Below are 18307 nucleotides of genomic sequence, written 5' to 3'. Positions count from 1 at the left end.
ATTTTGTAGGAGAAGAGTTACAAGGAATGAGCAGCCCGAGACGCCTGATCATAAAGCCCGGAAAGGGTACGCATCATGGCTGCTACATCTCCAAGGCTGGAATCCAGCTGCAGTTGCTCCATGGAGCGCATCAGGCAAAGATCACGAATACGGCGGTACTCTGCACAAAACTCCTGACCTTTTTCAGTCAGAGAATAATAGTTATCTTTGCCTTTTTTAGTAGCCTGCAACAAACCGCTCTTTTGCATTTTTCGAACGGAGTAAGAAACTGTGTGTACATCTTCAATGTTCAGAGTAAACGCAACATCCGCAATTCGCTTTGCCCGTTCTCGGTGGTTGATGTTGTGAATAATCAAAATATCCAGCGGGCTTAATTCCTGGTGGTTGGCCGAGTTACTGCAGCAAACCATCCAGCGCTGAAATGCATTATTCACCATAGTCAGGGCGTATTCGAACTCACTGAGAGGCAAGCCCTTGTCATCGGCAAGATGAGAAGAAGAAACAATTGAAATAGTTTGTCTCTCATCCAGCTCAACGGGGCTGTTGTTACTACTAATCTTATTATTCAATTCCAGCTCCCGGGCTATGCATTTGCACAGCCCTGAAAATCTCTAACATTTTAACCCGCAGTCATTTTAGCAGGCAGCCAGGTCACCATCTCCGGCAGGGCGACTATCATAACGACAGCAAGCATCAACAGGAAGAAGAAGGGCAGAGCGGCCTTTGCCACATAAAAAATATTACGACCAGTAAGAGACTGGATAACAAACAGGTTGAAACCAACTGGTGGTGTTATCTGTGACATCTCCACAACCAGCACAATATAGATACCAAACCAGAGCGGATCTATGCCGGCCTGCAACACCATTGGAAGAACTACAGATGTCGTTAAAACAACCACCGAAATGCCATCAAGGAAACAACCCAGCACAACAAACATCAGAGTAAGCAGTAGTAGCAGCATATAGATAGACAGGTTCATATCAGCAATGGATTCAGCCAGCATTCGGGGAATACCAATAAAGCCCATAGCCACTGTCAGAAAAGCTGCGCCCGCCAGAATAAGAATGATCATGCAGGAGGTTCGCATGGCACTCATCAGGCTGGCTTTAAAGTTTTGCCAATCCAGTGCATCGGATTTCCAGGCCAGAACCAGTGACCCAAGTACACCAAATGCAGCGGCTTCCGTTGGTGTCGTGATACCACTGTAAATAGAACCTAATACAAACAGAATTAAAGTAGCCAGCGGAACCAGACGTATCAGTGCTCTGCGTTTTGAGAGAGCACCAGAATAATCAGGCTTCGGCATTTTCTCCTTATTGAGCATTGACCATACTGCGGTAAAACCAACAAACAGGCCTATCAGTGTCAGCCCAGGTATTACACCAGCAATAAAAAGACGTCCGATTGATACTTCTGCTGCTACGCCGTAAACAATCAAAATAATGGACGGTGGAATCAGCAAACCCAATGTACCGGAGCCGGCAAGAGTACCAATGGCCATCTTGTCGTCATAACCCTGTCGTTTAAGTTCAGGGAGAGTAAGGCGGCCAATGGTTGCAGCGGTTGCCGCAGAAGAACCGGAAACAGCTGCAAACATACCGCAGCTGAGAATGTTTACGTGAAACAACTGGCCAGGAATACGTCGCAGCCAGGGTGATAAGCCGTCAAACAAATCCTGAGACAATCGGGTTCGAAACAGTATTTCTCCCATCCAGATAAACAGTGGCAAAGCGGCCAGAGACCAGTCAGATACAGCGCCCCAGGTAGTCGTGGCATAGATAAGACCAAAGCTGTCATTGCCCAGAGCCATCATGCCAATAATACCGACAGATAATAATGACAGGGCTACCCAGAAACCCGATGCCAGCAATGCAAACAGGGCAAACAATAAAATCATGCCGATAGTGATAACACTCATTCATCCACTCCAGCGGCCAGTTGTTCATCTTCAGAAAGAGGCAATCGCTTGCCTTTTATAAAACTTTGAACGGTTTGATCCCATATGGATAGACAGAACACACACATGCCAACTGCCATAGGCAATTGAACGATCCAGAGAGGGACTGGAATATATCCTGATGACAGTTCTTCGTAGATTTTCGATTCCCAGACCAGATAAACAAGCTGCCAGCTGAGATAGCCGATCAATACTGAGGCCATAACTAACGTAAAGCGTTCAGCCTGCAGTGCAAAGCTGTCGTTGAATCTGGAAATAAACAGACTGACTCGTATATGTCCGCCCGTCTGAAAGGTATAGGCAAGACCAAGAAAACTGGCTGCTGCCAGTAAGAAGCCGGCAAAGTCATCACTGGATGGAACAACAATGCCCATCAATCGACCACTGACACGGGCAAGAATTAACAGGCAGACCAGAACGATACACAATGCTGCAGCAGCACCGGCCATCCTGTATACCCAGTCGAGCAGTTTACGCATTTGAATACTCCTGAAAACGCCAGCGAATGCTGGCGTCTGTGTCAGCTTTTTACTTTTTGTAAGCGCTGATAACGGTTTGGCCTGCAGAGCCAGACTCTTTCAGCCATTCACTGGTCATGGTTTCACCAACCTGATTCAGCTGTTCCATCAGGTGTTCAGTCGGCAGGGCAACCTGAATCCCATTGTTGGAAAGCTCGGCTGTTTTTTGTGCTGTTTCTTTACGAGCCTTATCCCAGCCACGTTGTTCTGCAGCTTTTGCGGCAGTCACAATACTGTTTTGTAGTTCTTTAGGCAGACGACGGAAAGCTCGCTTGTTCACCACAACCATATTCTTAGGCAACCAGGCCTGAACATCGGTGTAGTTGTTGACATAATCCCAGGCCTGACTACTGACGCCTGTGCTTGGAGAGGTGATCATGGTATCGATAATGCCGGTAGAAAATGCCTGCGGTACTTCAACAGTTTGAACCGTTGTTGGCGAGGCACCAAGCAGTACGGCGAGACGAGAAGTCGTGGCACTGTAAGCGCGCATCTTGGTGCTGTTAAGATCTTTTACATCTGCAATCTTATTTTTGCTGTAAATACCCTGCGGTGGCCATGGCACAGAATAAAGCAGTTTCATACCTTCTTTATCCAGCGCTTTCTCAACTTCAGGGCGAGAAACCTGCCACAGTTTTTCTGCCTGATCAAAACTGGTCGCCAGGAAGGGCAGGTTATCGAGTTTGAAGATCGGGTTCTGGTTACCCATGATACCAATCAGCATTTCACCAATCTGTACTTGTCCGGAACGAACAGCTCTGGGAATTTCCTTATGTTTAAACAGTGAACCACCCGAGTGAACATTAATGGTTAATTCGCCTTTAGTGGCTGCATTAATGTCTTTAACAAATTCACGAATATTCTGGGTGTGGTGAATACTGTCTACATAAGGAGTAGGCATATCCCAGCGAATTTCAGCCTGTGCCGACGTGGCCAGTATGGAACCTGTGATAGCTGCTGTGAGAGCAACTTTACGAAAAAGGCGTTTCATGGTCTCTTCCTTTCTAATTATTGTTGACCAGTAACTCTTATGTCTGAAAGCGCTCTGATCAGAGTTCAGGCAGTTTCAATAAGGCAATGCTAGACGAGCACTGTTCTGTACAAAACTATACTTTGATGGTGTATCTAGTCAATACTACGTATACGATTTGCATGCGATACGTACGATAAACTATCATTTGTCGTTATTGAACAGGATGATAAGCCATAATCGTGTACTCGTTGACAGGAAAACACCTGATATTCCCCTCCAACGAACTACGATAGCACTATCAAAAATAATTAAGAGCTGACTCAATGACGGATAGAAAAAAACACCTGCTGCTTAACTGTGATATGGGCGAAAGTTTTGGTCCATGGCAAATGGGTTGTGATGCGGAAGTTATGGTATTTGTTGATATGGCCAATATCGCCTGCGGTTTTCATGCCTCAGAGCCCGATACCATGGCGCAAACTGTCAAGCTTGCTGTTGAATATGGCGTGACCGTTGGTGCACATCCAGGTTATGACGACAAAGCAGGTTTTGGTCGTCGTTCTATTCCACACTCTCCTGAGTCCATTACTCACCTGATGCAATATCAGGTAGGTGCTCTGCAAGCAATCTGCCAGCTTTATGGATCTGAAGTCAGTTACATCAAACCTCATGGTGCGCTGTATCATGACATGATGAATAAGCAGGAGGTGTTTGAAGCCATTCTGGATGCAGCTGCAAGTTTTAATGGTCAGGTAAGACTGATGATTCAGGCAACAGCTAATAATCAGAACTATCTATCTCTGGCCAAAGCTAAAAACGTTGAACTGCTTTTTGAAGCATTCGCTGACCGTGCTTATAACGATAAAGGCCAACTGTTGCCCAGAAGTCAGTCGGGAGCCGTACATCATGATTCCGATATTATCTGTAAGCAGGCCAGACTGATTGCCACTGAAGGTGTTGTTATTACTGATACGGGGAATCGATTGCCACTGAATGCAGACACACTTTGTGTTCATGGAGATAACCCTGAATCTATTGCCGTAGTGCAAAGAATTAGAGAGGCACTGGCATGAGTCTCGATCTCAGCCAGATTCACATTGAACCCGTCTCGGAAACAGGTTTGATGATTTATTTTGCCGACAGCATCAGTGAAGAAACAGCCATTCTTATTGGAAACAGTTGCAGCTATTTTCAATCGCTGGCGTTCGAATGGCTGATAGAGATTATTCCTTCGTATTCGTCTCTCTATATTCAGTACGACGCTTTGCAGCTGGATTACCTTACGGTAAAACAAAACCTGTTAGCGTCCTTTAAGACGATGCCAGAAGCTTCGCTTGCCGCAACAGGTCAGGGAAAGCAGATTGAACTGCCTGCCTGCTATCATCCGGAAGTCGCACCTGATCTTGAATCTGCAGCAACTGCACTGAAACTCGGTGTTGACGAGTTGATTGAAATCCATAGCAGCCGTGTATATCGGGTTTGTGCCATTGGCTTTGCTCCGGGTTTTGCTTTCCTCGCTTCTGTTGATTCACGGATTGCTTTACCAAGACTTTCAACACCTCGAAAGAAAGTCATGAAGGGCAGTATCGGAATCGCTGATCAACAAACAGCTGTTTACCCTCAGGATTCACCCGGTGGCTGGCAAATTATCGCTAACTGCACAACAGCATTGTTTAATCCAGACAGTGAACCAATGACGCCTTTCAGTGTCGGTGACAGTGTCCGCTTCAAACCCGTTTCACTGGAAGAATACCTTAAGTCAGGAGGACAGCGCTGGCATGGTGAATGAAGTACCTGTTGTGAAACCAGCTATTAAAGTAGTCAATGCTGGTCTGCAGTGTTTGTTACAAGATAAGGGCAGGCTGGGAGTAGGGCAGTCAGGCCTGAGCCAAGGTGGTGCAGCCGATGAGCATGCCAGCCACTGGGCGAATTATCTGCTGGGCAATAGCAGTAATTTTGTTGTTATCGAGATTGCGCTGGGTCTGGCAGAGTTTGAAGCACTGATTCCCGTTCAGCTATCTATTACTGGCGCAAATGGTAAAGCGACTATTAATGGTCAAACCCTAACAAACTGGAGCAATTTTCAGGCGTTGCCGGGCGATCGAATAAAGTTTGCAGGTTGTGCCAATGGTCAGGGAAGGTTCTGCTATCTGGCCATCAATAATGGTTTTCAGGTCACTCCAACTCTTGGCAGTGCCTCTACCGTTGTACGAAACAGGTTGGGAGGCTTAAATGGAGGCGCTTTGCAACAGGGAGATTCTCTTTCTGCCTTTGAATGCCCAGACTTCAGCTTTTATACCAGAAAGGTTCCTGAGCAATTTATTCCTGATTACACGCAGCCATTGAAATTGAACCTGATTGAAGGGTATCAACATAAGCTTTTTTCCATACAATCTATGAGACATTTTTACAGTCAGGACTTCCAGGTTTCTTCACGGTCTGATCGTATGGGCTTTCAGCTTGAAAAAGGACGGATTCAGTTACCGGACAATCTGACTGGCATCATTTCAGAAGGTATCGCATTGGGTGCTGTTCAAATCCCCGCCGATGGTCAACCTATTATTTTGATGCAGGACAGGCAGACACTGGGTGGTTACCCAAAAATTGGTTGTATCAGTCGCCAAAGTCTAAGCCAGCTGGCACAACGACAGCCGGGCAGCTCTGTATCTTTTACTCCTGTGTCACTGGAGCAGGCTCAGGCTGAATGGTTAGTGTTCAACCGCTTTTTCTCATCAAGCTAACTCTTATTTCCGTATGACTATGAATGTAGGTTGGGTTGAGACACGAAACCCAACACAACCTACGACAGTCGCATACCTTCAATAGCACAATATCATTGACGTTTATTAACGGTTGTTCCTGTTTAAATCAGGTGTAATAATTCGCTCTCAAAATAAAAATAATAACAATAGAAAGGCTCACAGCTGTTTTCATTAACATTTTGTCAGAGCCATTAAGGAGCGAGAATGGATCTCCCCGTCTTAGATATCAATTCAATCCCCGAATCGCCACTGGCTGCTGGCCATCTTAATCATAATGACCTTCCCTGGGTTGATCAGGGCATGGGCATTGGTTTCAAAATACTTCGTGTCTGCAACCAAACAGGTAGCTGGGTCACCATGAACCGTTTTCCTCCCGGAACCCTGTTACCTAAACATCGCCACAGTGGTGCTGTCACTGCCTTCACACTGCAGGGTAGATGGGGTTATCAGGAGCACGATTTTCTTGCTACTGAAGGATCTGTTATTCGTGAACCGGCCAACAGCGCACATACTCTGATTGTTCCGGAATCAACTGATGAAGACGCAGTTGTTTTCTTCTGTATTGATGGCAGTCTCACCAACTTTGGTGAAGATGGTTCTGTCTGGGGCATTGCTGATGGTCATAGTCAGCTGGCTGATTATCTTCGTCTTGCCGAAGAACAGGGTCTTTCTGTTGATGCCAGCCTGATACTGGCTTGAGGGTTGCTCCATGAAACTTGAAGATATTGATATTTATAACCCTGACAACTATGTCGACAGTATTCCACATGCCCAGTTCAAGCATTTAAGAGACAAGGCTCCGGTACATTGGCATCAGCATCCTGATGGTGTTGGTTACTGGGTCTTGAGTCGTCACGAGGATGTTCGTGCTGTTTCCCGTGATTTCAAAACCTTTTCCGCTCAACGTGGTTTCGTCATGGTTGATGACATGCCAGAAGATATTCTGCCAATGGTGCAGGGGCAGTTGCTGGGAATGGATCCACCAGACCATGGACCGCTACGGCGGGTTGTTTTGAGTCGTTTTACCAGCCGTATGCTGGCTGAGTTGGAACCGAAAGTACGACAGATCTGTCGCCAGATTCTGAAGGCAGGTTTTGAAAAACCTGAATGTAATTTTGTCTATGATATCGCCGGCCAGTTACCCAGTGCTGTTATTGGTTCAATGCTGGATGTGCCTGCGGATATGTGGGGCAAACTGCGAGAATGGTCTGATCTGCAGACTTCAGGCAGTGATCCGGATATTGGTGGAAGTCCGGAAGAAGTTAAACAGGCCGCTGAAGAAATGGGAGCCTATGGTTACAGTCTGGCGGCTGAACGAAAGGACAAAGGTGGCGATGATTTGATTTCATTGCTGGTGAACGTTGATGTTGATGGTCACAAAGTGAATGCAGCTGAATTTTCATCGCTGTTTATTCAGATCACAGTGGCCGGCAATGAAACCACCCGATCCCTGATCGCTGGTGGCATGTACGAGTTGATTCAAAGGCCGGAACTCTACAAACAGTTGGAAGAGCAGTTTGAAGCAAGGCCTGAGTTACTGGCGTCAGCTATTGAAGAGATGCTTCGCTGGACCTGCCCGTTGCATTACTTCCGCCGTACTGCAACAAAAGATACAGAAATAGCCGGACAGTTCATTCGCGAGAACGACAGGGTTGTGATGCTGTACAGTTCTGCAAACTTTGATGACAGGGAGTTTGAGCAACCACTGGAATTTAAAATAGACCGAAAATCTAATAACCATATGGCTTTCGGCCATGGCATTCACTTCTGTCTGGGGGCTCATCTGGCAAGGCTGGAAACCAAAATATTCTTTGAAGAGTTTTTCAAGATGTTCAAGGGGATTGAGTTAACCGCAGAGCCGACACGGATACGTTCTAATATGGTGAATGGCTTTAAACACATGCCAGTGAAGCTGATCCCTCGTTAGGGGGCTTCATTTAAATGAAGTAGAACGCCAGATAGTTTGATCATGCTCTCATTCTAACTGGTGTTCTTCATCGGCGAGCTCAGTTGCTTTCGCTTTCACCGGCAAAGATAGCGACCACTTCTGCACCAGTCATCGCTTTAATATCGTTCGCAAAGCAGAAGTAATTCGGTTTTTCATCAATGAAGATCTGCTGAGTAAAGTTGAACTCATGTGAATCACCGAATAAGCCGGCTGGCATCATATACTGGTCACTGTGTTTGAATCGGTAGAAAAGATGTGTGCCACAGTGTGAGCAAAAACCACGATCTGCCCAATCTGAAGAACTGTATGTTGTTATTGCATCTTTACCTTCAAAGCTTACGTTGCTGCCACATTCAACTGCCATAAAAGGGCCTCCTGTCCACTGCTGACACATAGTGCAATGACAGGCGCCTACGTTCAGGCTCATCTCAGGACAGGTAACTTTTACCGCGCCACATAAACATTGCCCTTGTGCGCTTTCATAATCTGCCATAGTCAGTCCTTATCATTTCAATTGTTTGGTCATATAAAAGACGGTTGGGAAATCATTGTCTTCAAGCGTCATCTCGGTTTTGTAGCCGTGTTTGCGATAGAAAGGTTCTGCCTGAAACGATGCTGTATCCAGCATAACCGAATGGCAACCCTGCTCAACAGCATAGTCTTCCAGAGACTTTAGCAGCCTTGATCCTAACCCCTGATTTTTTAATGGTTCGGATACCCAGAGGTATTGTACCAGCAGCCAGTTACCTCTCATTCGACCAGCAATGCCAGCGACTTTTACAGCTGAATCATCATTGATGTAAAACGCCAGCTGATCATTTCGGATGTTTTCAAGAAAAGGTCGGTTAAACGCCCGAAGGTTATCCCTGATCTCAACAATATCCTGATCAGTGGGTTCGGTATTTTTGATAATGTCCATATGTACTTCTTATTATGAATTATTTGTAACTAACGCTTAGCTAGTAAGATCGTTTACAAGTAGACCAAACAACATGTCGTTTTGCCACTGGCCTGCGATCCTGTAGTTGTCTCTTAGTCTGCCTTCCTGCTTAAAACCTGTACGTTTCAGAAGCTCGCAGCAGGCAACATTTCCTTCAGTAACGGTTGCCTTAAGTTTGTGAAATCGGCATTGCTGAAAGGCAAATTCTGCCACCGCTATCAGATTTTCTTTGCCGTAACCTTTACCTTGATACTCAGACAGCAGCATAAAACCAACTTCTGCTTGCTGATAAGGATGCCACTCTGGATAGAATCCGGTGACACCAATCGGCAGTTCTGACTCTTTTTCAGTAATGACCAGACAGAGCCATTGTTTACTGTTCTTATTCCACGCGGGTAGTCGAGACTGAAAACGATCCCGTATTGCCTGCTCATCTCGAAGATCGGCCACGTACTGCTGAATACCTGGGTCTGTTTCAAGTTGATAAAACAACAACCAGTCTGAAAGCTGGATTGGTTTCATTATTAACCGGCTTGTTTCAATAAATAATTCTTCGCACATATCATCACCAGCTAGCACAGGATTCATAGTTTTAATGTGTAAATATGAAGATCCTGAAGTCGCCCCGCCATTTCCATATAGCCTGACAACGTATCGGTATGAACTGCACCAAGCCTCTTGGCAACAGTAATACTGGCCTGATTTTCTTCAAGACAGGTTATTTTCAGTGATTGAACGCCTTCATTTGCCAGCAGATTACACACTTCCATGGTGATTTTTGCTATTACACCATGTCCATGGGCATGTTCGGACAGCCAGTAACCAATTTCAGCTTCCGAAGACTCTCTGCAAACTGATTTGATTCCAAAAACTCCTGACACACTCTCTTTGAACAGGATTTTATACCAGCGCGATTCAGGCAGGCTACTGTTGATACGGTTTTCTATATACTGTTCAGCAGAGCTGAGATTAGTAACGTCATCAACCCAGTAGAGGTACTTTGACAGTAGTGCTCTATTCATTTCAATAAGATCGAAAAACACACCAGCGTCAGCTACCTGTAACCGCTCGAGGCTAACGTCCTTCGTTATTTTAAGGTTCATAGACATCCCTGACCAAAAAAATACGCTTTCTTCTTTCGCTCAGAATACCAGACATAGTTGAAACATAGAAAAGACATTGCTGAAATATGGCAGGCTTGCTATCTGGTGAATGCTGTCTTGTTACTGATATGATTTCAAGAAAACTATCGGTAACACCCTGTTGACTATTTTTAAAACAACTTTTAAAAAAAGAGCGCCTAAGAGAACGACCTTCATCGCATTTCTAGTAGCAGTATTGACTGTCTTTACTATCGGCAGCAGCTCGCACACTCAGTTTGTATTGAATGAACTCGTGGTTTTAGGTATTCCGATTAACCTGGGTACGCGCTTAAACGCCACCATCACAGATTTAATGGGATTACTGCCTGGTTATGGAACCATTATTGCGCTTGGCCTGTTGATTGCTTTTATTGTAACTCGTGCCATAGGCAAGCTTTGTGGCAGGCTAACGCTTGCCTGGTACTGGTGGTCATTTGCTGGCGGCTTAGCACTATTAACGGCTCTTATGCTTATGAAACCACTACTTGATGTGACACCCATTGCTGGGGCTCGAAGTACTGCCGGTCTATTTTTTCAGTGTTTGGCTGGTTTGATCGGTGGCGCTGTTTTTGGTCTTTTACAGACAGAGTCAAAAAATAGAGAGAGTAAATAATGAAACTCTGCAGATTCAGATCAACAGTTCTTTCGATCTTCGCTTTAGCAGCCACCAGCGTTTCGATGGCTGAACAAGCAAATGTAATCCATGAAACTGAATTGCCGGAGTTACGAGTTTCGACGGTTATTTCAGGACTACAAACACCCTGGTCTATGGCTGAGTTACCTTCAGGTGAGTTTCTGGTCACCGAACGGGCGGGTCAATTGAAGCTTGTTCGAGGTGATAAGGCTGAAAGCATTACCGGCGTTCCTGAGGTTTATTTTGCCGGGCAGGGCGGTTTACTGGATATCAAACTTCATCCTAATTATCAGAATAATGGTTGGCTTTATCTGAGTTACGCCTTTGGTAAGCGGAGCAAAAATGCTCTAAAGCTGATGCGGGCAAAATTAAGAGACAACAGGCTGGTTGAGCAACAGCAACTTCTAACCGTTACTCCTTTTAAAGATACGCCGGTTCACTACGCTGGCCGTATTACCTTTCTGCCAGACAACAGTCTGTTGCTGACCAGTGGTGATGGCTTTGATTATCGCGAGAGCGCCCAGAAAAAAGATTCACTGCTGGGTAAGATTATCCGCATCAACGATGACGGTACGACACCGGAAGACAACCCATTCGTTGCTGAAAAAAATACCATAAGTATTATTTATTCTCTGGGGCATAGAAACCCTCAAGGATTGGTTTACGACAGCAAAAGAAATGTCGTTTTCAGCAATGAACATGGCCCGGCCGGTGGTGATGAGATTAACATTATCGAGGCAGGAAAAAACTATGGCTGGCCAGTAATCACCTATGGTCGTGACTATTCCGGAGCCCAGATTACACCTTTCAGGGAATACCCGGGCATGGAACAGCCTCTGGTGAACTGGACACCGTCCATAGCGCCTTCATCCATGACCGTTTACTACGGTGAGATGTTTCCAGAGTTTCAGGGCGACCTGCTGAATACAACGCTGAAGACCCGAGAATTACGCTGGGTCGATCTGGATGGCACTAAACCGGTAAAACAGGTGTCACTGCTGAAAAACCTTAATCAGAGATTCCGACATATTGAAGTGGCACAGGATGGCAGCCTGTTACTGCTGACTGACAGTGGCCAGCTATTGAGGGTAGATAAACCATAACTGGCTCAACTCTGATAGGAATACAGACCAGAATCTTATCTTCTGACCTGCACTCCTATCAGAGTTCACATCAAGTTCAGTCTCAATCCTTTCCTATATTCTTTTCAGGTATAAAAAAATAAGATTAAGTTCCTTTACGGGTATGAATAATTGTTTAGAGTTTAACTCAACAATCCAGATCGTTTGATACTCAACTCAAAGCTTTTATAAGGACAGAAATATGACCGCAATCTTTCAGGATAATTCGCAATCCATTGGCAATACGCCACTGGTTAAACTGAACCGTCTTGCAGGTGAACATAATATTTTTGTCAAAATGGAATCCCGTAACCCTGCCAACAGTGTTAAATGCCGTATCGGTGCTAGTATGATCTGGGATGCCGAAGCATCAGGCAAGTTGAAAGAAGGCGTAGAACTGATCGAGCCAACCAGTGGTAATACAGGTATCGCACTGGCTTTCGTTGCTGCATCCAAAGGCATTCCTCTGACACTGACTATGCCTGCTTCCATGAGTCTTGAACGTCGCAAGGTTTTGAAAGCTCTGGGCGCGAAACTGATTCTGACTGAACCGGCTAAAGGTATGCCTGGTGCTATTGCCAAAGCGAAAGAACTGGCAGAAGCTGAACCACAAAAGTATTTACTGCTTCAGCAGTTTGAAAATCCGGCTAACCCAAGAATTCATGAAGAGACTACTGGTCCGGAAATCTGGAACGCTACCGACGGCAATGTTGATGTATTTGTTGCGGGTGTTGGCACAGGCGGAACCATCAGTGGTGTATCTCGTTACTTCAAAAAAATTCAGGGTAAGGCCATTACTTCGGTAGCGGTTGAACCAGAAGCTTCGCCTGTTATCAGCCAGACCATCGCTGGTGAAGAGGTAAAGCCTGCGCCTCACAAAATTCAGGGCATTGGTGCCGGCTTTATTCCGGGCAACCTAGACCTGACCCTGGTTGATCAGGTTGAACAGGTTTCCAATGAAGACGCGATTGAAACAGCGCACAAGCTGATGAAACAGGAAGGTATTCTAGCGGGAATTTCCGGAGGTGCGGCAGTCGCTGCGGCTATTCGTGTTGCGGAACAGACTGCCAATAGAGGAAAGAATATCGTTGTCGTTCTGCCTGATTCTGGTGAACGTTATCTGAGTACACCACTGTTTGAAGGTGTGTTCAGTGATGCTGAAAACGTCCAGTAGATCCAAAACTGAATGTTAATGAAAACGCCTGAGCTCAATCGGCTCAGGCGTTTTTTGTGTCTTATGGTCAGGACAGGGCAAATAATATCTGTCACACTCATTGACTCAGAAGAAAACTTTCAAGGAGTCATGGTCGTGGGATTTGAATTTACAGCATTGGCCTTCGTGCTACTGATTGCTGTCCTGATTGCAACCGGTGTTCGTATGATACCGCAGGGCTATCATTACACGGTCGAACGTTTCGGAAAGTACACTCGTACATTAAGCCCTGGTCTGCACGTCATTATTCCAATGATCGATGGAATTGGTAAGAAACTCAATATGATGGAGCAGGTTCTGGATATTTCACCTCAGGAAATTATCTCCAGTGACAATGCTCAGGTAACGACCGATGCCGTTTGTTTTTATCAGGTTCAAGATGCCGTCAAAGCTTCCTATGAGGTAAACGACCTGTATCGTGCAATGCAGAATCTGGTGATGACCAATATTCGTGCGGTTCTGGGCTCCATGGAACTGGATGAGATGTTGTCTAACCGTGACCGTATCAACACTTTACTGCTGGCTAAGGTTGATGAGGCGACTGATCCATGGGGCGTAAAAGTCACGCGCATCGAAATCCGTGATATTGCTCCACCGCAGGACCTGGTTGATTCGATGGCTCGCCAGATGAAAGCAGAACGTGAAAAACGAGCCCAGATCCTGGAAGCTGAAGGCGCCAGAGAAGCCGCAGTCAAGGTTGCTGAAGGTGAGAAGCAGGCTCAGATTCTGAAAGCGGAAGGGCAGCTGGAAGCTGCAAAACGTGAAGCTGAAGCTCGTGAACGCTTGGCAGAAGCAGAGGCTCGTGCCACCGAAGTGGTTTCCCAGGCAATCAGCAGTGGTGACTCAAGAGCGATTAATTACTTTGTTGCTCAAAAATACGTCGATGCCTTACAAAGTGTTGCGGCTGCAGACAACAGTAAGGTCATCATGATGCCTTTGGAAGCAAGTAGCGTGATTGGATCACTGGCTGGTATCAAAGAGCTGGTTGGTGAAATGAAAACGCCTCAATAAGAGAGGGTTTGATAAAGAATGGATTTTTTACAATCACTGCAACCCTGGCACTGGCTGGTGTTCTGCTTTCTGATGCTGGCAATGGAAGCATTGGGTGCTGGCGGTTTTCTGTTGGGCAGTGCCGCCGCAGCTCTTCTACTAGCTCTGATGACCTGGATGATGCCTTCTCTTGACTGGGCATCGCAAATGATCTGGTTTGGTGTTGGCAGTCTTGTTTTCACTCTTGCGTACTGGAAGCTGTTTCGCAGAGTAAATGAAAAGACAGATCACCATGAACTCAACCAGCGCGCGGCACAATTAGTTGGTCGTGCTGTTGTGCTTGAAGAAGAGCTGTTACCTGGCCTGGGAAGGGTTCAGGTCGGTGATACACTTTGGAAAGTCGATGCCGAGCAGTCCTATGAGAAAGGTAGCCGGGTAAAAATCGTTGGCTATGAAGGTATGATTCTGAAAATTGAGTCCTGCTAAACAAGCTGCCTGATACTGAATCCCCTGACTTTGAATAACTCGTCACAAAGTCAGGTTTCTTCTTTCGCTACTGCATGGAATGTCTCAACTTTCAAATAGACTCGGTTTAAAAAAATACTCATCAAATTTCCAACTCTGGTAGCATTACCCTCTTTGATAACAATTACAGGTTCTTGTTGAAGCCATGGTGGATCTGATAAGGACAACCCTTCGCTATATAAACCGTCATCTGCTGAAACTCAGCTGGCTGGCTCTGATACTGCTGATCATTTCTCTGTTTTCGTTTTCATGGGTAATGATGTGGTTTTCAGGTGAGCAGGAGCTGATCAAACCGGACATCTGGTTTTATTATTTTATTACTACAGCGACAACTGTCGGTTATGGTGATCATAGTCCGGTAACGTCCGGTGGGCGCTGGATTGCATCTCTGCTGCTGATGCCTGGAGCTGTTGTTATATTCGCAGGTATTCTGGGTAAAATGTCGACGGGACTGGTAGAGGTATGGAGAAAAAATATGCGTGGCAAAGGTGACTTTTCTGATCTGAAACATCACATCGTTATTCTGGGCTGGCACCAGGAACATACACCACGAATGATCAGCCTTATCTATGGCGACGCCCGTCGTCAGGATCGCAAGGTAGTACTCTGTGCCAGTGAAGAGATGGAAAATCCGTTTCCTGATCAGGTGCTATTCGTACAAGGCGAACACCTGACGAATAACGATGTACTTGAACGTTCAGGTGTTGCCAATGCAGACAGGGTAATTATCTATCGTTCTACCGATGACAAAACCCTGTCCAGTTGTCTAACCGTTGCCAATGTTGCAAAAGGGGCACACATTGTCGCCTGGTTTGACCAGAAACATATGTCGGAGCTGCTGGAAAGCCATTGTCCGCAGGTCGAATGCCATAGCAGTATCTCCATGGAGTTGATGGTTCGTTCAGCACAGGATCCGGGCTCGTCCAGAGTGCAGGAACAACTACTGGATACCATGATCGGCCCGACCCAGTTCAGCGTACAAATACCGGCTGACTTTACTGGTACTCAATTCAGTCGCTTACTGGAAGTCATGAAACAGCAGCATGAAGCTCTCGTATTAGGCGTGGCTGACAGTGTGACGGGGAATGATCTGATCTTGAACCCGGCAGGTTGCACTGAAGTGAAGGCAGAACAGTTAGTCTACTATATGGCGGCTGAACGAATTAACAGTAACGAAATTGATTGGAAAAAACTGGCCGGTTGACCGTATTGCAATACTGTTTTCAAACCGGTGGCCAGAATAATCTCTGGCTACCTGCTGATCAGAACCCGGAATGTTAACTGGCTATCAAGGTTCCTGCCTGAAAACTACCTCACCATCTTTAAAGACAATAAACTCACCTGATTCCATGATATGCCAATCTTCATTGGTGGTGAGAGGGTCGGTAGCAACCACAGTCACTATGTCTTTATCTGTTGTCACTTGCTTGAAGTCCACCGTAACCGAGTCATCCTTCAATACCGCCTGATCAAAGGGCGCTTTTCGAGTAATCCAACTCAGCTTGGTGGTACAGAAACAATAAAGATACTTTGAATCTGTTAAAAGCAGGTTAAATACGCCAAGCTTCTGCATTTCAATGGCAAGACCATTTATAAAACGCTGAACCGTAGCTGGCCGTGCCGGCGGTTTAGGAAAGCGACTGCGAATCTGTCCCATCATCCAGCAAAAAGCGTATTCACTGTCTGTGGTTCCTACTGGCAGATAATGTTCCAGCGGGTACTTCTTGATACCTTTTAACTGACCATTATGAGCAAAGGTCCAGTTTCTGCCCCAGAGCTCGCGGGTAAAAGGATGGGTATTCTCAAGACAAACACGTCCGGCATTAGCCTGACGAATATGGCTGATAACGATATCGCTTTTGATTGGATAATTTCTGACCAGTTTCGCAATCTCGGAGTTGCAGCTGGGGTAAGGGTCACGAAACTCTCGAACACCAGCACCTTCATAGAAAGCTATACCCCAACCATCACTGTGGGGACCTGTCTTGCCACCTCTCTGCATCAGACCACTAAAGCTGAAGCAGATATCGGTGGGTGTATTGGCACTCATGCCAAGTAATTCACACATGAAACACTTCCATCACTCACATCATAAGTAGATTATACGCTGGGTTCTTTACGGCTTCCGCCTGCAGATTTAGGCCGGGGTTTCTTTTTCACCTCTGGTTCGGCTTTCTTTTCTGCCTTGGCGATCTGTTTCCTCACGGGCAGAATAATTCCGAGAAACAGAGCGGCGGAGGATGTAATCAATACAGGCAGGCCGGCTCTGGTTGCCGCTTCCTGACCGTCAGACAGAAAATCAAACAGTGACGTCAGCAGTGCCGGCGTAAACAATGTAGAACCTTGTGCCAGAAACCATGGCGTATAGAGCAGGGCAGCTGTCACCAGCCAGAGGCTGCGACGAACTCTTGCACCAAAATTACGCGTGATAAGGATTAAAGCCAGCAGGCAGCCTGTTGCACCAGCCAGATACACTGCCCAGCCCATCATATATTGAGTACTTGTCATTGAGTCTCCTGTTTCAGGACTTCTTGTGAACCCTGAAACCTGTTGAAATCGTCATACGATGAAAAACCTGACCAGAACAGTTGCTGTAATGCTCGAATCTGCATAGTCTGGAATAGTATTTGCAGCTAAGGTTGGCAGCGTTTAATCGCCTTGGATTCAGCCGACACTGGTTGCTAATGATAATAAAGGGGGCAGAGCTTGTCATTGATAATAAATTCGGTTCAATACCGAAATATCAGGGAGTTGTGGAGATGAACGAGCTAACCGGAGTGGTTTCCCTGTTTGACTGGCTAGCACTGTCCAACCTGATTGTACTTTGGCTGGGTTACACCACGTTTTCTTACCATGCCGGTAAATCCCGCCCCTGCCTTGCAGGCAGTCTCGCTCTTTATCGTCGGGACTGGATGTATCGCCTGCTGGGCAGAGATAACCGTATTGCTGATGCCAGCCTGATCTTCAGTCTTCGAGCTTCTGTCAGCTTTTTTGCTTCAACCAGCATACTGGTTATGGCGGGGCTGATCACCGGCATTGCTGCTTCGGAAGAGGCGGTGGGCGTTCTATCAACCATGCCTTTTGTCAGCACCAATACTCGTGAATTATGGGAACTGAAGGTTTTGGTGATGCTGGTGATCTTTGTTTATACCTTCTTTGAGTTCACCTGGAGTCTCAGGCTGTATAACTTCACCTGTGTTCTGGTTGGCAGTGCGCCATTGATGCAGGACATCAGCGGAAAGAAGAGTGAGCAGAAGGCTTTCGCTGATAAGAGCGGCCATATAATGACTCTGGCAGCGAATCATTTTAACTATGGGTTGAGAGGTTACTATTTCTCGCTGGCAACCCTGGCCTGGTTTATTCACCCCGGTCTGTTTATGTTCACAACCATGGCGGTTGTTATGGTTCTATACAGACGAGAGTTCCACTCTTCGGTGCTGCACGCACTGGAACAGAGCGAAAAACACGTTAACTAAAACTGGTTCTCAGAGGCAGGTAAACGCATGAAAGGTAGAAAAAATTTAATTTCTACCCCTTGAAAGCAATTTTGGCAGCCCCATATTGTTGTTCATAGGCAAATA

The 18307-nt window shown here is 46.1% G+C and carries 22 protein-coding genes; 12 read left to right on the top strand and 10 right to left on the bottom strand.

The genetic code is table 11. The features are described 5' to 3' along the window. Nucleotides 1-17 precede the first annotated feature (17 nt). The 4 genes from EOPP23_RS14625 to EOPP23_RS14610 are packed head-to-tail and all read right to left on the bottom strand — an operon-like array spanning nt 18 to nt 3469. A complete protein-coding gene (locus EOPP23_RS14625) occupies nt 18-569 on the bottom strand; it encodes a winged helix DNA-binding protein (RefSeq protein WP_228550733.1) in 552 nt (183 codons plus the stop codon). A 50-nt stretch (nt 570-619) separates the two neighbouring features. Beyond that, a complete protein-coding gene (locus EOPP23_RS14620) occupies nt 620-1921 on the bottom strand; it encodes a TRAP transporter large permease (protein ID WP_153766750.1) in 1302 nt (433 codons plus the stop codon). Further along, nucleotides 1918-2439, bottom strand: coding sequence for a TRAP transporter small permease (locus tag EOPP23_RS14615; RefSeq protein ID WP_153766749.1), 522 nt, complete (start codon nt 2437-2439; stop codon nt 1918-1920). The genes EOPP23_RS14620 and EOPP23_RS14615 overlap by 4 nt, the downstream gene beginning before the upstream one ends. 49 nt (nt 2440-2488) lie before the next feature. Further along, complete coding sequence (locus EOPP23_RS14610; RefSeq protein ID WP_153766748.1) at nt 2489-3469, bottom strand: TRAP transporter substrate-binding protein; 981 nt, start codon at nt 3467-3469, stop codon at nt 2489-2491. A 305-nt stretch (nt 3470-3774) separates the two neighbouring features. On the opposite strand from EOPP23_RS14610, the gene EOPP23_RS14605 reads away from it, so the two are divergent. From EOPP23_RS14605 to EOPP23_RS14585, 5 genes are all read left to right on the top strand, one after another. Then, complete coding sequence (locus EOPP23_RS14605; RefSeq protein WP_153766747.1) at nt 3775-4524, top strand: 5-oxoprolinase subunit PxpA; 750 nt, start codon at nt 3775-3777, stop codon at nt 4522-4524. Next, nucleotides 4521-5240 (top strand): 5-oxoprolinase subunit PxpB, encoded by a 720-nt coding sequence (gene pxpB / locus EOPP23_RS14600; RefSeq protein WP_153766746.1) that lies wholly within the window; start codon nt 4521-4523, stop codon nt 5238-5240. The genes EOPP23_RS14605 and pxpB overlap by 4 nt, the downstream gene beginning before the upstream one ends. Continuing rightward, nucleotides 5230-6192 carry a biotin-dependent carboxyltransferase family protein gene (locus tag EOPP23_RS14595; RefSeq protein ID WP_153766745.1) on the top strand — a complete coding sequence of 321 codons (963 nt, stop codon included), beginning with the start codon at nt 5230-5232 and terminating at the stop codon, nt 6190-6192. Before pxpB ends, EOPP23_RS14595 begins: the two co-directional genes overlap by 11 nt. Nucleotides 6193-6417: 225 nt before the next feature. Continuing rightward, the gene (locus tag EOPP23_RS14590) at nt 6418-6912 is read left to right on the top strand and encodes a 2,4'-dihydroxyacetophenone dioxygenase family protein (protein ID WP_153766744.1); all 495 of its coding nucleotides are present in this window, start codon (nt 6418-6420) and stop codon (nt 6910-6912) included. Nucleotides 6913-6922: 10 nt separating this feature from the next. Beyond that, the gene (locus EOPP23_RS14585; protein WP_153766743.1) at nt 6923-8140 is read left to right on the top strand and encodes a cytochrome P450; all 1218 of its coding nucleotides are present in this window, start codon (nt 6923-6925) and stop codon (nt 8138-8140) included. 79 nt (nt 8141-8219) lie between these two features. Here EOPP23_RS14585 and EOPP23_RS14580 read toward each other — a convergent pair whose 3' ends face one another. The 4 genes from EOPP23_RS14580 to EOPP23_RS14565 all read right to left on the bottom strand — a co-directional run bounded on the left by EOPP23_RS14580 (nt 8220) and on the right by EOPP23_RS14565 (nt 10204). Continuing rightward, on the bottom strand, nt 8220-8654 hold the full coding sequence (locus tag EOPP23_RS14580; RefSeq protein WP_153766742.1) for a GFA family protein: 435 nt from the start codon (nt 8652-8654) through the stop codon (nt 8220-8222). Between the two features lie 12 nt (nt 8655-8666). Further along, a complete protein-coding gene (locus EOPP23_RS14575) occupies nt 8667-9080 on the bottom strand; it encodes a GNAT family N-acetyltransferase (protein ID WP_153766741.1) in 414 nt (137 codons plus the stop codon). 36 nt (nt 9081-9116) lie between these two features. Continuing rightward, nucleotides 9117-9623, bottom strand: a complete 507-nt coding sequence (locus EOPP23_RS14570) for a GNAT family N-acetyltransferase (RefSeq protein ID WP_228550732.1) — start codon at nt 9621-9623, stop codon at nt 9117-9119. 62 nt (nt 9624-9685) lie between these two features. Further along, nucleotides 9686-10204: a GNAT family N-acetyltransferase gene (locus tag EOPP23_RS14565; protein WP_194842615.1), complete on the bottom strand. Its 519-nt coding sequence runs from the start codon at nt 10202-10204 to the stop codon at nt 9686-9688. Between the two features lie 160 nt (nt 10205-10364). Between EOPP23_RS14565 and EOPP23_RS14560 the strand changes: the two genes are divergently transcribed. The 6 genes from EOPP23_RS14560 to EOPP23_RS14535 all read left to right on the top strand — a co-directional run bounded on the left by EOPP23_RS14560 (nt 10365) and on the right by EOPP23_RS14535 (nt 15930). Continuing rightward, nucleotides 10365-10856, top strand: a complete 492-nt coding sequence (locus EOPP23_RS14560) for a hypothetical protein (RefSeq protein ID WP_153766738.1) — start codon at nt 10365-10367, stop codon at nt 10854-10856. Nucleotides 10857-10921: 65 nt separating this feature from the next. Next, nucleotides 10922-11980, top strand: a complete 1059-nt coding sequence (locus EOPP23_RS14555) for a PQQ-dependent sugar dehydrogenase (protein WP_153766737.1) — start codon at nt 10922-10924, stop codon at nt 11978-11980. A 220-nt stretch (nt 11981-12200) separates the two neighbouring features. Then, a complete protein-coding gene (gene cysK, locus EOPP23_RS14550; protein WP_153766736.1) occupies nt 12201-13172 on the top strand; it encodes a cysteine synthase A in 972 nt (323 codons plus the stop codon). 135 nt (nt 13173-13307) lie between these two features. Then, nucleotides 13308-14222: an SPFH domain-containing protein gene (locus EOPP23_RS14545; protein ID WP_370514774.1), complete on the top strand. Its 915-nt coding sequence runs from the start codon at nt 13308-13310 to the stop codon at nt 14220-14222. A gap of 18 nt (nt 14223-14240) precedes the next feature. After that, on the top strand, nt 14241-14687 hold the full coding sequence (locus EOPP23_RS14540; protein ID WP_153766734.1) for an NfeD family protein: 447 nt from the start codon (nt 14241-14243) through the stop codon (nt 14685-14687). A 184-nt stretch (nt 14688-14871) separates the two neighbouring features. Continuing rightward, nucleotides 14872-15930 carry an ion channel gene (locus tag EOPP23_RS14535; protein WP_153766733.1) on the top strand — a complete coding sequence of 353 codons (1059 nt, stop codon included), beginning with the start codon at nt 14872-14874 and terminating at the stop codon, nt 15928-15930. 84 nt (nt 15931-16014) lie between these two features. Here EOPP23_RS14535 and EOPP23_RS14530 read toward each other — a convergent pair whose 3' ends face one another. Together EOPP23_RS14530 and EOPP23_RS14525 are read right to left on the bottom strand one after the other, a co-directional pair. Beyond that, nucleotides 16015-16794 (bottom strand): class II glutamine amidotransferase, encoded by a 780-nt coding sequence (locus tag EOPP23_RS14530; RefSeq protein WP_153766732.1) that lies wholly within the window; start codon nt 16792-16794, stop codon nt 16015-16017. 32 nt (nt 16795-16826) lie between these two features. Then, the gene (locus EOPP23_RS14525) at nt 16827-17234 is read right to left on the bottom strand and encodes a hypothetical protein (RefSeq protein ID WP_153766731.1); all 408 of its coding nucleotides are present in this window, start codon (nt 17232-17234) and stop codon (nt 16827-16829) included. Nucleotides 17235-17485: 251 nt separating this feature from the next. Between EOPP23_RS14525 and EOPP23_RS14520 the strand changes: the two genes are divergently transcribed. Continuing rightward, nucleotides 17486-18202 (top strand): DUF599 domain-containing protein, encoded by a 717-nt coding sequence (locus tag EOPP23_RS14520; RefSeq protein WP_153766730.1) that lies wholly within the window; start codon nt 17486-17488, stop codon nt 18200-18202. Nucleotides 18203-18307: the final 105 nt, after the last annotated feature.

Origin of the sequence: Endozoicomonas sp. OPT23 (assembly GCF_009653635.1) — a bacterium.
GTDB lineage: Bacteria > Pseudomonadota > Gammaproteobacteria > Pseudomonadales > Endozoicomonadaceae > Endozoicomonas_A.
The sequence above is the reverse complement of the archived record's forward strand: the minus strand, read 5'-3'. Positions and strand labels throughout refer to the sequence as shown.

What these genes read in the sequence shown, in the direction of transcription:
- EOPP23_RS14525 (WP_153766731.1), bottom strand. Translation starts at nt 17,234, where the DNA reads ATGACAAGTACTCAATATATGATGGGCTGGGCAGTGTATCTGGCTGGT.
- EOPP23_RS14520 (WP_153766730.1), top strand. Translation starts at nt 17,486, where the DNA reads ATGAACGAGCTAACCGGAGTGGTTTCCCTGTTTGACTGGCTAGCACTG.
- EOPP23_RS14540 (WP_153766734.1), top strand. Translation starts at nt 14,241, where the DNA reads ATGGATTTTTTACAATCACTGCAACCCTGGCACTGGCTGGTGTTCTGC.
- pxpB (WP_153766746.1), top strand. Translation starts at nt 4,521, where the DNA reads ATGAGTCTCGATCTCAGCCAGATTCACATTGAACCCGTCTCGGAAACA.
- EOPP23_RS14585 (WP_153766743.1), top strand. Translation starts at nt 6,923, where the DNA reads ATGAAACTTGAAGATATTGATATTTATAACCCTGACAACTATGTCGAC.
- EOPP23_RS14605 (WP_153766747.1), top strand. Translation starts at nt 3,775, where the DNA reads ATGACGGATAGAAAAAAACACCTGCTGCTTAACTGTGATATGGGCGAA.
- EOPP23_RS14530 (WP_153766732.1), bottom strand. Translation starts at nt 16,794, where the DNA reads ATGTGTGAATTACTTGGCATGAGTGCCAATACACCCACCGATATCTGC.
- EOPP23_RS14575 (WP_153766741.1), bottom strand. Translation starts at nt 9,080, where the DNA reads ATGGACATTATCAAAAATACCGAACCCACTGATCAGGATATTGTTGAG.
- EOPP23_RS14580 (WP_153766742.1), bottom strand. Translation starts at nt 8,654, where the DNA reads ATGGCAGATTATGAAAGCGCACAAGGGCAATGTTTATGTGGCGCGGTA.
- EOPP23_RS14565 (WP_194842615.1), bottom strand. Translation starts at nt 10,204, where the DNA reads ATGAACCTTAAAATAACGAAGGACGTTAGCCTCGAGCGGTTACAGGTA.
- EOPP23_RS14590 (WP_153766744.1), top strand. Translation starts at nt 6,418, where the DNA reads ATGGATCTCCCCGTCTTAGATATCAATTCAATCCCCGAATCGCCACTG.
- EOPP23_RS14535 (WP_153766733.1), top strand. Translation starts at nt 14,872, where the DNA reads ATGGTGGATCTGATAAGGACAACCCTTCGCTATATAAACCGTCATCTG.
- cysK (WP_153766736.1), top strand. Translation starts at nt 12,201, where the DNA reads ATGACCGCAATCTTTCAGGATAATTCGCAATCCATTGGCAATACGCCA.
- EOPP23_RS14615 (WP_153766749.1), bottom strand. Translation starts at nt 2,439, where the DNA reads ATGCGTAAACTGCTCGACTGGGTATACAGGATGGCCGGTGCTGCTGCA.
- EOPP23_RS14555 (WP_153766737.1), top strand. Translation starts at nt 10,922, where the DNA reads ATGGCTGAACAAGCAAATGTAATCCATGAAACTGAATTGCCGGAGTTA.
- EOPP23_RS14620 (WP_153766750.1), bottom strand. Translation starts at nt 1,921, where the DNA reads ATGAGTGTTATCACTATCGGCATGATTTTATTGTTTGCCCTGTTTGCA.
- EOPP23_RS14570 (WP_228550732.1), bottom strand. Translation starts at nt 9,623, where the DNA reads ATGAAACCAATCCAGCTTTCAGACTGGTTGTTGTTTTATCAACTTGAA.
- EOPP23_RS14595 (WP_153766745.1), top strand. Translation starts at nt 5,230, where the DNA reads ATGGTGAATGAAGTACCTGTTGTGAAACCAGCTATTAAAGTAGTCAAT.
- EOPP23_RS14610 (WP_153766748.1), bottom strand. Translation starts at nt 3,469, where the DNA reads ATGAAACGCCTTTTTCGTAAAGTTGCTCTCACAGCAGCTATCACAGGT.